The organism is Falsiroseomonas sp. (genome assembly GCF_051859025.1).
Classification (GTDB): Bacteria; Pseudomonadota; Alphaproteobacteria; order Acetobacterales; family Acetobacteraceae; genus Falsiroseomonas.
In genome coordinates this window covers 277,211-291,241 of record NZ_JBHYGL010000034.1, presented here as the reverse complement: position 1 = coordinate 291,241, position 14,031 = coordinate 277,211, and the positions used below count along the sequence as shown (strand labels likewise).

The window sequence follows — 14,031 nt, the reverse complement described above, 5'->3', positions numbered from 1 at the left end:
ATCACTGATACGGCGTCGTCGTTTCGCGCACGCCGCTGGGGTAGTGCAGCCGATTGCCGACCATGCGGTAACCCGCTTCCTGCAACATCCGCCGCGCCCCTTCCAGATTGCCGCCGGGCACGCGGCCGGCGATCCCCTGGTCGTGCCAGGCGGCCAGTGCGGGCGATACCATGGAATTGGAAGGCACCGCCTGCCCGTTCCACGCCGCGCCCGCCATCATCTCCCGGTTCACGGCGGCCGACATCGCTCGGCGGAAGGCGGGGTCGTTGAAGGGCGGGCGGCGGAGGTTCATGCCGACGAACTGGAAGCCGATATCCACCTCCTCCCGGATCGCGATCATGTTCGGCAGTTGCCGCGCCATGTTTTTCACCAGGTCGGGGTCGCCGAAGTAGTCGGCCAGCACGTTGATCTCGCCGCGGCGCAGCGCGCCCAGCGTCGCCTCGACGTTGAGGATGATGCGCATGATCCAGCGATCCGCCTTGGGGCGGGACCAGTGGTTCGGATTCGCCTCCAGCACCACTTCCTCATTCACGCGGGACCGGACGAAGCGGTACGGGCCGGATCCGATGGGCCGCTCCTCGACATGGGATTCGAGGTTCTGCGGGCGGTTCAGATAATCCGCCACCACCGGCGCCCAGATGCGCTTGGAGACGATGTTGAGCTTCGCCAGCACGGCGATGCGGAAGGCGGCATCAGGGCGCTTGAGGGTGAAGCGCACGGTGCGGTCGTTCGTGGCCACGACGGAGGCGATGTTCTGCACGAAAGGCTTGTACATCGGCGATTCGTCGCCCATGCCCGGTGCCTCATAGGAGAAGACCACATCCTCCGCCGTCACTGGCGTGCCGTCATGATGCGTCATGCCGGCGCGCAGCACGCAGTCGATGGTCAGCGGATCGGGCTGCGTGACGGTTTCCGCCGCCCAGGGGCGCGGCAGGCCATCGGGGCCGACGCGCATCAGCCGGTCCCAGACCAGGTCCGTGACCCAGCTGTCGGGCGCGCCGCTGACATAGAAGGGGTTGGTCGCCTTCACCGGCTCCGTGCTGTTCACGATGATGTCGCGTTGCCGGCCGGTGGGCTGCAGGCTGATCCAGTTCCAGAAGTTGCGGATGCCGAGGCCGGCCTGGTTGACCGCGCTGCCCTCCGCGAAGACCTGCTTGTTGAAGGCTTGCAGGTTCACGGGGTGCACGAGGAAGGCGTAGGGCTGGTCGCGGTTCACGACCTCCTGCACCTCCCGGACCAGCTGCTGGCGGCGCGCCATGTCCATCTCTCCGCGCTGGGCTTCGGCGAGCCGATCATATTCGGGGTTGCTGTAGCCGACGAAGTTGTAGCCGGTGGCGATGTTGGCGGAGTGCAGGAGGTTGTAGACCATCTCATCGGGGTCGCCGCGTTCCGGCCGCCCGACCATCTGCCACATCGTCGCGTCCCAGCGCTGGCGCTCATACCAGATCACCTGGCTGTATTGCTGGCCCGGCAGGGGCCGAAGCTCCACCTGCAGGCCGAGCTTGCGCCATTCCTGGGCAATCAGCTCCGCCGCCTGGAAGGGCGCCGGTGCCGCCGCCTGCGGCCGGGTGATGAGGACGAGCGGCCGGATCGGGTCACCAGGCGCGCCCTGGGCGAGGGCGGGCAGGCGTGGCAGGGCGGTGAGCGCGGTGGCGGCGAGCAGGACGGAGCGGCGGTTCATGGGCGGCATCCTCGGGCGTCGCGCTGAGTGCAGCACATTCCGTGCCGCGCCTGCCATGCTGAAAGCGCGTTGCAAATTGTTCATTGTGGCGCGCGATCACCGCCATGCCGGGCCGCTATCGCGCGTGCCGCCTGCTTGCGCGCGCGGCGCGGCGGTGCTGCCATTCCTCCCTATCCAGCCAGGAGGCCGCGCCATGCCGATCACTCCCGAGGAACAGCCATTCCTCGATGCCGTCACACTGGATGCGCCCTGGGATCTGGTGACAACCTTCGCCGGCATGCATCGCTGGAAGCCGGATGACGTGAACAAGGCGGCTGCGGTCATCGTGGAGCGCCTGCGCTGCCATGGCATCCCGGTGGAGGTTCACCAGCCGGAGATCTGCCTCTCCGTGCCGCATGATGCCTCCGTCACGGCCAATGGCGTGCGCTACCGCGCCAAGCCGCCATCCTCCGCACTGCATGCGCCGGAAGGGCGTACGGCGAGGCTGGTGAAGCTGACGGCCAATCCGAAGGCGCTGCGGTCCTACAGCCGCGACATCGGCCTGCTGTTCGGCGGCAGCATCGGTTCGGTGGAGGAAGTGCGCGCGAAGATCGGCGGCTGCATCGTGGTGATGGAGGGCTTCGGTAATCCGGCGCTGACCAGCCTGATCGAGGAATGGGGCGGCGTCGGCCTGATCGCGGTAAACCCCGGCATCGATATCCATTGGGGCACCTGCACCACCATCTGGGGCAGCCCGGACCTGCACGATCTGCCGCGCAAGCCGAGGATTCCCGTGGTGGCGGTGAACAACCCGGACGGCAAGGCGCTGATGGCGCTGGCGGAGGAAGGGGGCGAGGCCACGATCCGCACGGTGATGGAGGAAGGCTGGTTCCCGCAATCCATCCCCGTCGTTACCATCCCGGGCACGGAAGACCCCGAGAAATTCGTCCTGCTGCACGGCCATTATGACAGCTGGGAAGTGGGCGTCGGCGACAATGCCACGGGCGATGCGACGATGCTGGAGATCGCGCGCGTGTTGTGGGCGAAGCGGGGTTCGCTGAAGCGCAGCGTCCGCATCGCCTGGTGGCCGGGCCATTCGACTGGGCGTTATGCGGGCTCCACCTGGTTCACGGATGCCTTCGCGCAGGACCTCGACGAGAATTGCCTCGCGCAGATCAATTGCGACAGCCCGGGTTGCCGATGGGCGACGTCCTATCACCAGACCCGCGCCTTCACCGAAAGCGCCGCGCTGGCGGCTGGTGCCATTCGCGATATCCTGCCGGATGCCGACATCAAGTGCATCCGCCCGCCCCAGGCCGGCGACTATTCCTTCAATAATATCGGCCTGCCCAGCTTCTTCATGCTGTCCTCGACGATGCCGGAGGCGCTGCGGCGTGAGAAGAACTACTACGACGTCTCCGGCTGCGGCGCCAACATCGCCTGGCACACGGAGAACGACACGCTGGAGATCGCGGATCGCGACATCCTTCTGGTCGACATGAAGATCTACCTGCTGTCGGTGCTGCGCATCGCCAATGCCGAGGCGCTGCCCTTCGACTGGGCCGCGACCTGCGACGAGTTCGCTGCCACCATCGCGCAGTATGAGGGGGCCTCGAAGGGCATGGCGGACCTCTCCCCCGCCAAGACCGCGGTAGCGGGGCTGCGCGCCGCGCTGGCGGCGCTGGACCAGGCTCCCGTCGCCGCGCGCAACGCGGCCGTGCACGACCTGTCCCGCATCCTGGTGCCGATCAACTACACGCGGGAGGCACGCTTCGCGCATGACCCCGCCTTCACGGTCCCGCCCCTGCCATCGCTGGCCGTGGCGGCGGAGTTGCCGGCGCTGGATGCGAGCCTGGCGAAACCCGCGATGGTGGAGTTGATGCGCGGCCAGAATCGCTTCGTGGCAGCGCTCCGCGCCGCTACGCGCCGCGTGATGCAGGCGACCGGCGCATGAGCCGCGACGCCGCCATCGCCGCCGCGCGGGCCATGTTCGACGATGGCAGCTTCCTTGCCATCCTCCAGCGCCGCATCGCCTGCCCGACCGCGAGCCAGGAGCCCGGTGCCTATCCGCACCTCATGCGCTACCTGGAGCAGGAGATGGCGCCGGACCTGGAACGCATCGGCTTTACCTGCACGGTCCATCCGAACCCCTCCGGCAAGGGCGGTCCCTTCATGATCGCGCGGCGGGTGGAGGACCCTGGGCTGCCGACGCTGCTGACCTACGGGCATGGCGACGTCGTCCCGGGCCTCGACAAGGAATGGCATGAGGGGCTCGCGCCCTGGACCATCACGGAGCGGGGCGATCGCCTCTACGGCCGCGGCATCGTGGACAACAAGGGTCAGCACAGCGCCAATCTGGCGGCGCTGGAAGCCGTGCTGAAGGTCAGGGGGAAACTCGGCTTCAACGTCACGCTGCTGCTGGAGATGAGCGAGGAGGTCGGGTCCCCCGGCATCGACGAATTCGCCCGTGCGCATCGGGATGAGTTGAAGGCAGATGTGCTCATCGCCTCCGACGGGCCGCGCCTGGTGCCGGATGTGCCGGCGCTCGTGCTCGGCACGCGGGGCGCGCTGGCGCTCGATCTCCGCGTGAAATACCGGGAGGGCGGGCACCATTCCGGGAACTGGGGCGGGCTGCTCGCGAACCCCGGCGTGCGGCTTGCCCATGCCATCGCCAGCATCATCGACCGCGAGGGCCGCGTGCTGGTGCGGGATTTGGTGCCGGAACGCATCCCCAACAGCGTCCGCGCGGCGCTGGCTTCGTGCCATGTCGATGGCGGGGCGGATGGGCCGGAGATCAATGCCTGGTGGGGCGAGCCCGGGCTGACGGCGGCGGAGAAGGTCTTCGGCTGGAACACCTTCGAGGTGCTGGCCTTCCAATGCGGCCATCCCGCCGCGCCGGTGAATGCCGTGCCGCCGGAAGCCTTCGCGCGGTGCCAGATCCGCTACACCGTTGATCGTCATCCCTCCACCTTCATCCCCGCCATCCGCAAGCACCTGGCCGAAGCCGGCTTCGATGACGTGCAGGTCGATGCCGTGAAACAGGGCGCGGAATGGGCGGCGACGCGGATGGATCCTGACGGGCCCTGGCCGCAATTGGTTGCGGCTTCCGTCCAGCGCACCACCGGCAAGGTGCCGATGATCGTGCCGAATGCCGGCGGTTCGCTGCCGAACGATACCTTCGCCGTTACGCTCGGGCTGCCGACGGTCTACCTGCCGCATTCCTACACCGGCTGTTCGCAGCACGCGCCCAATGAGCATGCGCTGCGGCCGCTGATGCGGGAGGGGATGGAGATCATGGCGGGTGTGTTCTGGGACCTCGGCGAACAACCCTGGCCGCGGTGACCTCTACGCCGCCGGCGGCAGGGTGCTGAAGCCGGGTTCGGCGGGGAAGGGGGGTTCCAGACCCTCCGGCAGCGGGATGCGGTGCGCGTTCAGCGCGATGCAGACCATGGTGTAAAAGCCGATCATCGCGGTCAGCTCCACCACGCCGCGCTCACCCCAGCGCGCGGTGATGGCGGCGTGGCTGGCATCGTCGGGTGCGCCATTCACCTGGATCTGGCGCGTGTATTCGTAGACCTCCCGCGCGGCGTCGTCCTCGAAGACGGGCGGGGCGCAGGCGCGGATCGCCTCCACCACCGCGGGGGCGATGCCGGCCTTGATGGCGGCGGCACCGTGGAAGTGGAATTCCAGCTGGCTGTTCCAGCGGCGGCCCGCGACGATGATCGCCAGTTCCAGCAGCGGCTTCGGGATCACGGTCCGCAGGCGCAGCATGTCGCCCAGCTTCCACCAGGCCTCCGCCAGATCGGGGCTGTGGATGTTGGCGCGCTGCGGGCCAACCATGCTGCCGGTGCCACTCGCCAGGATCTGGTCGCGCAGCGCGCGCTGCGCCTCGTTCATCGCCTCGGGCTCGGGCAGGGTGATGCGCGGGGTCATGATGCGTTTCCTCGTTTGTCTGACCGCGATCCAACACCGGATCGGCGCCGCCGGAAATCCCTGCGGACAGCCGGTGGGGCCGTCGCTATCCTGCCGCCGGGAACCAGGAAGGAAGCGACCATGCCCGACGGCCAGGACGGCTTCGTGCCGCTGACGCAGGACCAGATCGACCAGCGGGTCTTCGACCTTTATGACGAATACTGCCATGGGCGGATGGACCGCCGGTCCTTCCTGCAGGCTTCCGCCGCCGTCACGGCGGGCGGACTGCTGATGGCGCAGTCGCTGCTGCCGCGCTACGCGCAGGCGCAGACCATCTCCTTCACCGATCCGCGCATCAAGGCGAATTACGTCACCTATCCCTCGCCCGGCGGCAATTCAGGGATGATGCGGGGCTACCTGGTGCAGCCCACCGGCACCGGCCCCTTCCCGGTGGTGCTCGTGATCCACGAGAATCGCGGCCTGAACCCCTATATCGAGGATGTGGCGCGGCGTGCGGCGGCCGAGGGTTTTCTCGCCTTGGCCCCTGACGGCCTGTTCCCGGCCGGCGGCTATCCCGGCAACGACGATGACGGGCGCGCCCTGCAAGCGGGGCTGGACCAGGCGAAGCTGCGGCAGGACATGCTGAACAGCGCGCGTTTCCTGAAGGCGCATGCGGCGTCCTCCGGCAGGCTGGGCGTCACCGGCTTCTGCTGGGGCGGCGGCACGACGAATTGGCTGGCGGCGACGCTGGGGGCGGAGATGCAGGCCGGCGCGCCTTTCTACGGCGCCGCGCAACCTGCCGAGGCCGTCGCCCGCATCAAGGCGCCGCTGCTGATCCACTACGCGGAGAACGACGCCAATATCAACAACCTCTGGCCGGCCTTCGAGGCCGCGCTGAAGGCGAATGCCGTGCCGCATGAGGCGCATTTCTATCCAGGCACGCAGCACGGCTTCCACAACAACTCCACGCCCCGCTACCAGGAGGCAGCCGCCAAGCTGGCCTGGGATCGCACCATGGCGTGGTTCCGGCGCTACCTCGCCTGAGGGCGCCGCGGCGCCCCTTCCACGGCAGCGATTCGCGCGCTCGATAAGATTTCCGCAACGCGGCTGGCGCAGGATGCCAAGGGGCAGTCGCCCTGCCTTTCCGGCTCCGCCCACGCCTGCCGCGCCTTACGGAGTCCCGATGCCGCCCGCACCGCTGCCGGCCGATGAGGCCGGGCGCCTCACGGCGCTACGCTCCTATGACGTCCTCGACACGGAAGCCGAGCAGGCCTTCGATCGGATCGTCACCCTTGCCGCCGACATGACGGGCAATTCGATCGCGCTCGTGTCGCTGGTGGATGAGGCCCGGCAATGGTTCAAGGCGGGTATCGGCTTGCCTGTGCGGGAGACGCATCGCGACCAGGCCTTCTGCGCGCATGCCATCCTGTCGCCGCAGGACGCGATGGTGGTGGCAGACGCCACCTGCGATCCTCGCTTCCGGGATAACCCGCTGGTGACGGGGGATACCGGGCTGCGATCCTATCTCGGCGTTCCGCTGGTGGATTCGGACGGCTTCGCGCTTGGCACCCTGTGTGTCCTGGATCGCGTGCCGAAGATGCCGGACGATCGGTCGGTGCTGCTGGTCCGCACCCTGGCGCAGGCCGTCGTCACCAACCTGGAACTCCAGCGGTCACTCCGCCGGTCGGAAGCCATGGTGCTGACGGATGAGTTGACGGGGCTGCCCAACCGCCGCGGCATCGCCGCGGCGCTGGAACGCGCGATGGGGGACCGCCAGCCAGCCGCGGTCGTCACCATCGATCTCGACCATTTCAAGGAGGCGAATGATTCCGCCGGCCACGCCGCCGGCGATGCCGTGCTGCGGGAGGTGGGGCAGCGGCTCCGGCAATGCGTGCGCGGCAGCGATATCGTCGGGCGCATCGGCGGGGACGAATTCGCCGTGCTGCTGGTGGGCCTGGCGGATCGCGCGGCGGCGACGGAGGCGCTGCGGCGCATCAGCGCCATCCTGCACAAGCCCGTCTCCTATGCCGGTGCCAGCCTGCGGTTGGGCGCGACCATCGGCGCCGCCATGATGCCCGCCGATGCTGATGTGGCGGAGACCGCGCTGCGCATGGCGGATGAGGCGATGGTTCAGGCCAAGCGGGAGAACCGCGGCGGCATCGGCTGGGCGAGTCGTGCCGATGCCGAACGCGTGCAGCGCGTGGCGGCGATCATCAGGGCCTTCGATTCCGATCTCGGCGACACAACGGTCCTGCCCGGCGCCACCGTGCACCTGCAGCCGATCATCGCGCTGCAGGGCGCGCGGGGCGGGCCGGGTGCGCGCGGCGCGGTGGCGATCGAGGCGCTGGCCCGGTGGAGCCACCCGCAACTCGGCGGCGTGCCGCCGGCGGAACTGTTCCCGGCCATCGGACCGCTGCGCGCCTCCCGCCTCGGCGAGGCGGTGCGTGACCAGGCGCTGGCGGCGCTCGCGGTGCTGCGGGCCAGCGGCCTGACGACGGCGCGCATCGCCCTCAACCTGTCGGCGGCGGAGGTCGCGCGCGCCGACATCGTCGAGCATATCGCCGACCAGGTGGAGAGGGCGGGCCTCGGCCTCGATGCGATCGAGGTGGAGATCACGGAGGAAGTGCTGCTGGACCGCGTCAGCAACCGCACGCTCGACCAGCTGGCGGCGCTGCGCGGGCGCGGCGCGAAGCTGGCGCTGGATGATTTCGGCACGGGCCATTCGGGGCTGGCGCAGCTGCTGCGGTTGCCGCTGGATTCGGTGAAGCTCGACAAGCGCTTCGTGCAGCGGCTGGGCATCGACAACAGGGCGGAGGAGATCATCCGCGCCACCGTCTCCCTCGCCCACGGGCTGGGCATGACGGTGGTGGCGGAGGGGATCGAGACGCCGCAGCAGGCCGCCATGGCGGCCGCACTGGGCTGTGACCGGGCGCAGGGATATCTCTTCGCGCGGCCGATGGACCGTCAGGCGCTGTCGGATTGGCTCGCGGAGTGCCAGACGAATGTGGCCGGCGCCACGGTTCCGCTACGCCCGCGTCGCATGGCGGGCTGAGCGCCCGAGTCGCATAGCGGGCTGAGCGCCCGAGTCGCATAGCGGGCTGAGCGCCCGAGTCGCATAGCGGGCTGAGCGCCCGAGGCGCATAGCGGGTTGAGCGCCCGCCATGCGCGGTTGATCAGGCCTTGGGCGCCAGCTTGTCCTGCGTCTTCGTGTCGAAGTCGCTGGCGTCGTGGCGTTCATGCAGCTGGCTGGACGGTTCGCCCTGCACGCGGTTCACCATGCGGCCGCGCCGCACCGCCGGGCGTTCCAGCAGCCGGTCGGCCCAGCGCTGCAGATGGGTGTAGCTGGCGACGTCGAGGAACTCCGCCGCGCCATACAGCCAGCCCTTCGCCAGCCCGCCATACCAGGGGAAGATGGCGATATCGGCGATGGTGTAGTCGGGGCCGGCGATGAACTCGGATTCCGCCAGGCGGCGATCCAGCACATCCAACTGCCGCTTCGTCTCCATGGAGAAGCGGTCGATCGGGTACTGCATCTTCGTCGGCGCATAGGCATAGAAATGCCCGAAGCCGCCGCCGAGATAGGGGGCGCTGCCCATCTGCCAGAACAGCCAGGACAGGCATTCCGCCCGCGCCGCACCGCCCTGCGGCAGGAAGGCGCCGAACTTCTCCGCCAGGTACATCAGGATCGCGCCTGATTCGAAGACGCGGACGGGCGTGGGCCCGCTGCGGTCCAGCAACGCGGGGATCTTGGAATTGGGGTTCACGCCCACGAAGCCGCTGCCGAACTGGTCGCCTTCCCCGATCCGGATGAGCCAGGCGTCATATTCCGCGCCCGCATGGCCGGCGGCCAGCAATTCCTCCAGCATCACCGTCACCTTCACGCCATTGGGCGTGCCGAGGGAGTAGAGTTGCAGCGGATGCCGGCCGACCGGCAACTCCTTCTCATGCGTCGCGCCGGCGATGGGGCGGTTGATGTTGGCGAAGCGGCCGCCATTGGCCTTGTCCCAGGTCCAGACCTTCGGGGGCGTGTATTCGTCGCTCATGCAGGGAACTCCTTGTCCTTGACCCCATGTTAGGCCCGGGCCGGCCCGGCGCCAGGGGCATGGCTGCCCCCCGCTTCGCGTTGCTGCCCCGCGTCGCTATGTCGCGGGATCGACCGCCGTCAGAGGATCCTGCCCCATGCGATCCGTTCTGCCCTTCTTCTCCACCGGCTCCCGCCGCTTCGACAGCCTGTCGCCACGGGAGATCCTCTCCCTCGCCATCGGGGCGGAGGAGGAGGACGCCGCCATCTACGCGCTCTATGCCAGCCGGCTGCGGGACGAATATCCGGCCTCCGCCGCGGTGTTCGAGGCGATGGCCGCGGAGGAGAACGAGCATCGCCGCCTGCTGATCGACCTCTACCGCGCGCGCTTCGGCGACCTGATCCTGCCGATCCGGCGGGAACACATCGCGGATTTCTACGTGCGCAAGCCGATCTGGCTGGTGGAGAACCTCGGCCTCGACCGGATCCGGGAGGAGGTGCGCGCGATGGAACAGGGGGCGCTGGCCTTCTACCGCGCGGCGGCGGCGCGCACGACGGATGCGGAGGTGCGCAAGCTGCTGGGCGATCTGGCGGCGGCGGAGGCGCGGCATGATGACGATGCCGCGAAGCTGTCGGCGGACCTTCTCGCGGGCGGGGAAGGGGAGAAGGAGGAGGCGACCGCCAAGCGGCAATTCGTGCTGACCTGGGTGCAGCCGGGGCTGGCGGGGTTGATGGATGGGTCCGTCTCCACCCTCGCCCCCATCTTCGCCACCGCCTTCGCCACGCAGAACCCCTGGACCACCTTCCTGGTCGGGCTCTCGGCCTCGGTCGGCGCGGGCATCTCCATGGGCTTCACGGAAGCGGCGCATGATGATGGCAAGCTGTCGGGCCGCGGCGCGCCGTGGAAGCGGGGCCTGGCATCCGGCGTGATGACGACGCTGGGCGGGTTGGGCCATGCGCTGCCCTACCTGATCCCGCATTTCTGGACCGCGACGGCGATCGCGCTGGTGGTGGTGTTCCTGGAACTCTGGGCGATCGTCTGGATCCAGCATCGCTTCATGGAAACGCCGATCAGCCGGGCGATGTTCCAGATCCTGCTGGGTGGCGGCCTGGTGTTGGCGGTGGGCATCCTGATCGGCGGCGCCTGAGTCGGACCGGTGGGCGCGCGTGCTTGGCGCCGCGCGGGGGCTCTGCTAATTCTGGCGTGGTCGTCTTGGCCTGCATGGCCGCGCGGGCGTGGTGAAATGGTAGACGCGCCGGACTCAAAATCCGGTTCCGAGAGGAGTGTCGGTTCGAGTCCGACCGCCCGCACCAGACCTTCCCCAACATGATCCCCCAGCATCATCCCCTGGCATGATCGAACCCGTCCTGCGGCGCGGCTGTGATGGACATGCTCTGCGGCCAAGGGCTATGTTCGGTGATATATAGCGAGACCGTGCCGCAAGGAGTAACCCCCATGCGCCGCCGTGCCCTGGTCCCCGGCCTTGCCGGCCTGCTGCTATCCGCGCCCCCCGCCCTGGCGCAGCAGCCCGTCACCGTCTTCGCCGCAGCCAGCCTGACGGACGCGCTGCGCGACCTCGGCGCGCAATGGGCGGTGCGGGGCAACCCGGCGCCGCGCTTCTCCTTCGCCGCGTCATCCGCCCTGGCGCGCCAGATCGAACAGGGCGCTCCGGCGGATCTGTTCATGTCGGCCGACGAGGCCTGGGCCACCTATCTGCAGGAACGCCGCCTGCTGGTGGAGGCGACGCGCAGCAGCCCGATCGGCAACGCGCTGGTGCTGGTCACGCCGGCCGATGCGCCCCGCGCCGTGACCCTGGCGCGCGGGACGGACCTGCCGGCGCTGCTCGGGCCGGGGGGGCGCATCGCGACCGGCGATCCCGCCCATGTGCCCGTGGGGCGCTACGCCCAGGCGGCGCTGACCTGGATGGGGCAGTGGGGCGCCATCGCGCCGCGCCTGGCGCGGGCCGACAATGTCCGCGCCGCGCTGCTGCTGGTGGATCGGGGGGAGGCCCCCTTCGGCATCGTCTATGCCACCGATGCCGCCGCCAGCCCGGGCGTCCGTGTTGCTGGCACCTTCCCGGCGGAGAGCCACGAGGCCATCACCTACCCCTTTGCCCTGACGCGGCGGGCGGAGGGCAGCGCGCCCGCCCGCGCGCTGCTGGCTTTCCTGGCGGGGGAGGAAGCGGCGCCGACCTGGCGACGCTTCGGCTTCACCCGCCCGCAATGACCCGCCTTCGATGACGGCTGGCCTTTCGCCGGAGGAATGGCAGGCGGTCCGCCTGAGCGTAGAGGTCGCAGCGCGGTCCGTCGCCGTCTCCCTCCTGCCGGCCATCGCGGTGGCCTGGCTGCTGGCGCGGGGGCGCTTCCCGGGGCGCATGCTGCTGGATGCGCTGGTGCATCTGCCGCTGGTGGTGCCGCCGGTCGTGGTGGGCTGGGGGCTGCTGATGCTGTTCGGCATCCGCGGCCCGATCGGCGCGCCGCTGCATGACTGGTTCGGCATCCGGCTGGTCTTCACCACCGAAGGCGCGGCGCTGGCCACCGCGGTGATGTCCTTCCCGCTGATCGTGCGCGCCGTGCGGCTGGGGCTGGAGGCGGTGGATCCGGGGCTGGAGGCCGCGGCGCGGACGCTGGGCGCCGGGCCGGTGGATCGCTTCGTGACCGTGACGCTGCCGCTGATGTCGCCTGGCATCCTGGCCGGCACCGTCACCGCCTTCGCCGCGGGGCTGGGGGAATTCGGCGCCGTCATCACCTTCGCCTCCAACATCCCCGGTGAGACGCAGACCCTGCCGCTCGCGATCTACAGCGCCACCCAGACCCCGGGGGGGGAAGGGGTGGCCGCGCGGCTCGCCTTCGTGTCCTTCACCCTGGCCGTGGGCGGGCTGCTGCTGGCGGAGGTGATCGCGCGGCGGATGCATCGCTGGCTGGGGCGCGGCTGATGCTGGATGCCGCGCTGCGCCACCGCTTCGGCGCCGATGGCTTCGCCCTGGATGTCGCCTTCCAGGCCGCGCCGCGGGGCGTGACGGCGCTGTTCGGCCCCTCCGGCTGCGGGAAGTCCACCATCCTGGCGGCGATAGCGGGGCTGCTGCGGCCGCAGGCCGGGCGGATCGCCTTCGGCGACCGGGTGCTGCTGGACACCGCGAAGGGCATCGCCCTGCCGCCGGAAGCGCGGCGCTGCGCCGTGGTGTTCCAGGATGCCAGGCTGTTCCCGCATCTCTCGGTGCTGTCCAACCTGCGCTACGGGCTGAAGCGCGCGCCGCGCGGTGCTGAAGGGCCGGGGCTGGAGGAGGTGGTGGCGCTGCTCGGCATCGGCCCGCTGCTGGGCCGGCGCCCCTTCGGCCTGTCGGGTGGCGAACGCCAGCGCGTGGCGCTGGGCCGCGCGCTGCTCGCCCGGCCGCAATTGCTGCTGATGGACGAACCGCTGGCCGCGCTGGATGCGGCGCGGCGGGCGGAGGTGCTGCCCTTCCTCGCCCGGCTGCGCGATGCCGCCGATATCCCGATCCTCTACGTCACGCATGCGCTGGAGGAGGTGGACGCCTTGGCCGATGCCATGGTGCTGCTGGAGGGGGGGCGGGTTCTTGCGAGCGGGACGGTGGAGGCATTGTCCGCCCGCGCGGACCTGCCCCTGGCGGTGCGGCGGGATGCCGGGGTGGTGCTGCCCTGCGTCGTGGCCGCGACTGCCGCCGGGATGGGGGAGGGCCTGGCACGCCTGGACTTCGAGGGCGGCGCGCTGCGGACCACGCTGCATCCCGGCCCGCCCAGCACGCGGCTGCGCATCCGCATCCGGGCGCGCGACGTCGCCCTGGCAGTGGAGGAACCGCGCGGCCTGTCCACCAGCAACATCCTGCCCGCGACGCTGATGGGCATCGAGCCCATTCCGGGCACGGCGGAAGTCTTCGCGCGCCTGGCCGTGGGGCCGAGCATCCTGCTGGCGCGCATCACGGCGGACAGCGCGCGGCGCCTGGCGCTGCGGCCGGGCATGCCGGCCTGGGCGCTCATCAAGGCCGTCACCTTCGACCATCGCGCGCAGGCGAGCGACCGGGTGGGCGACCGGGTGGGGAAGGGCTGATGGCGGGCGGCGGGGCGGGGCTCAGCCTGCGGATCGACCTGCCGCGGGGCCGCATCGGGCCGGGCAAGATCGCGCTGCTTGAAGCGATCGACGGGGAAGGGTCGATCTCCGCCGCCGGCCGTGCCCTGGGGATGAGCTACCGGCGCGCCTGGGACCTGGTGGATGCGACCAACCGGCTGGTCGGCACGCCCGTGGTGACGGCGACTCCGGGGGGCCACCGAGGCGGCGGGGCGGCGCTGACCGAGGCGGGTCGCGCCCTGGTGGCGGATTACCGGGCCATCGAGGCGGCGGCGCGGGAGGCGGCGGCACCGCGCCTCGCTTTGCTGCTCCGGCGGTCCGAGGGGTGATGCGGGCCGCTCTCGGTTTCGTGTG

General features: G+C 70.1%; 12 protein-coding genes and 1 tRNA gene. 10 read left to right on the top strand and 3 right to left on the bottom strand.

The genetic code is table 11. The annotated features are described in order from the left end of the window. Window position 1: 1 nt before the first annotated feature. Complete coding sequence (locus tag ACTIE5_RS22455) at window positions 2-1,681, bottom strand: ABC transporter substrate-binding protein (protein ID WP_439551954.1); 1,680 nt, start codon at window positions 1,679-1,681, stop codon at window positions 2-4. 193 nt (window positions 1,682-1,874) lie between these two features. Here ACTIE5_RS22455 and ACTIE5_RS22450 point away from each other — a divergent pair, with 193 nt between their 5' ends. Continuing rightward, window positions 1,875-3,614, top strand: a complete 1,740-nt coding sequence (locus ACTIE5_RS22450; RefSeq protein WP_439551953.1) for a M28 family metallopeptidase — start codon at window positions 1,875-1,877, stop codon at window positions 3,612-3,614. Then, window positions 3,611-5,002 carry a M20 family metallopeptidase gene (locus ACTIE5_RS22445; RefSeq protein WP_439551952.1) on the top strand — a complete coding sequence of 464 codons (1,392 nt, stop codon included), beginning with the start codon at window positions 3,611-3,613 and terminating at the stop codon, window positions 5,000-5,002. Before ACTIE5_RS22450 ends, ACTIE5_RS22445 begins: the two co-directional genes overlap by 4 nt. Before the next feature lie 3 nt (window positions 5,003-5,005). Here ACTIE5_RS22445 and ACTIE5_RS22440 read toward each other — a convergent pair whose 3' ends face one another. Next, window positions 5,006-5,593: a carboxymuconolactone decarboxylase family protein gene (locus ACTIE5_RS22440; protein ID WP_439551951.1), complete on the bottom strand. Its 588-nt coding sequence runs from the start codon at window positions 5,591-5,593 to the stop codon at window positions 5,006-5,008. 120 nt (window positions 5,594-5,713) lie between these two features. Between ACTIE5_RS22440 and ACTIE5_RS22435 the strand changes: the two genes are divergently transcribed. Continuing rightward, window positions 5,714-6,616, top strand: coding sequence for a dienelactone hydrolase family protein (locus ACTIE5_RS22435; RefSeq protein WP_439551950.1), 903 nt, complete (start codon window positions 5,714-5,716; stop codon window positions 6,614-6,616). 139 nt (window positions 6,617-6,755) lie between these two features. Further along, on the top strand, window positions 6,756-8,624 hold the full coding sequence (locus ACTIE5_RS22430) for a putative bifunctional diguanylate cyclase/phosphodiesterase (RefSeq protein ID WP_439551949.1): 1,869 nt from the start codon (window positions 6,756-6,758) through the stop codon (window positions 8,622-8,624). A 121-nt stretch (window positions 8,625-8,745) separates the two neighbouring features. Here the strand turns inward: ACTIE5_RS22430 and yghU are convergent, their stop codons facing one another. After that, window positions 8,746-9,615, bottom strand: coding sequence for a glutathione-dependent disulfide-bond oxidoreductase (gene yghU, locus ACTIE5_RS22425; protein WP_439551948.1), 870 nt, complete (start codon window positions 9,613-9,615; stop codon window positions 8,746-8,748). A gap of 136 nt (window positions 9,616-9,751) precedes the next feature. On the opposite strand from yghU, the gene mbfA reads away from it, so the two are divergent. The 6 genes from mbfA (at window position 9,752) to ACTIE5_RS22395 (ending at window position 14,006) form a co-directional block, all read left to right on the top strand. After that, the gene (gene mbfA / locus ACTIE5_RS22420; protein WP_439551947.1) at window positions 9,752-10,741 is read left to right on the top strand and encodes an iron exporter MbfA; all 990 of its coding nucleotides are present in this window, start codon (window positions 9,752-9,754) and stop codon (window positions 10,739-10,741) included. 82 nt (window positions 10,742-10,823) lie between these two features. After that, window positions 10,824-10,907 (top strand) — tRNA-Leu (locus ACTIE5_RS22415). Window positions 10,908-11,049: 142 nt separating this feature from the next. Further along, window positions 11,050-11,820 (top strand): molybdate ABC transporter substrate-binding protein, encoded by a 771-nt coding sequence (modA, locus tag ACTIE5_RS22410; protein ID WP_439551946.1) that lies wholly within the window; start codon window positions 11,050-11,052, stop codon window positions 11,818-11,820. Window positions 11,821-11,830: 10 nt separating this feature from the next. Continuing rightward, window positions 11,831-12,529 carry a molybdate ABC transporter permease subunit gene (gene modB / locus ACTIE5_RS22405; RefSeq protein WP_439551945.1) on the top strand — a complete coding sequence of 233 codons (699 nt, stop codon included), beginning with the start codon at window positions 11,831-11,833 and terminating at the stop codon, window positions 12,527-12,529. After that, window positions 12,529-13,659, top strand: coding sequence for a molybdenum ABC transporter ATP-binding protein (gene modC, locus ACTIE5_RS22400; protein WP_439551944.1), 1,131 nt, complete (start codon window positions 12,529-12,531; stop codon window positions 13,657-13,659). Before modB ends, modC begins: the two co-directional genes overlap by 1 nt. Next, entirely contained in the window at window positions 13,659-14,006 is a 348-nt protein-coding gene (locus tag ACTIE5_RS22395) for a winged helix-turn-helix domain-containing protein (RefSeq protein ID WP_439551943.1), read from the top strand. Before modC ends, ACTIE5_RS22395 begins: the two co-directional genes overlap by 1 nt. Window positions 14,007-14,031 lie beyond the last annotated feature (25 nt).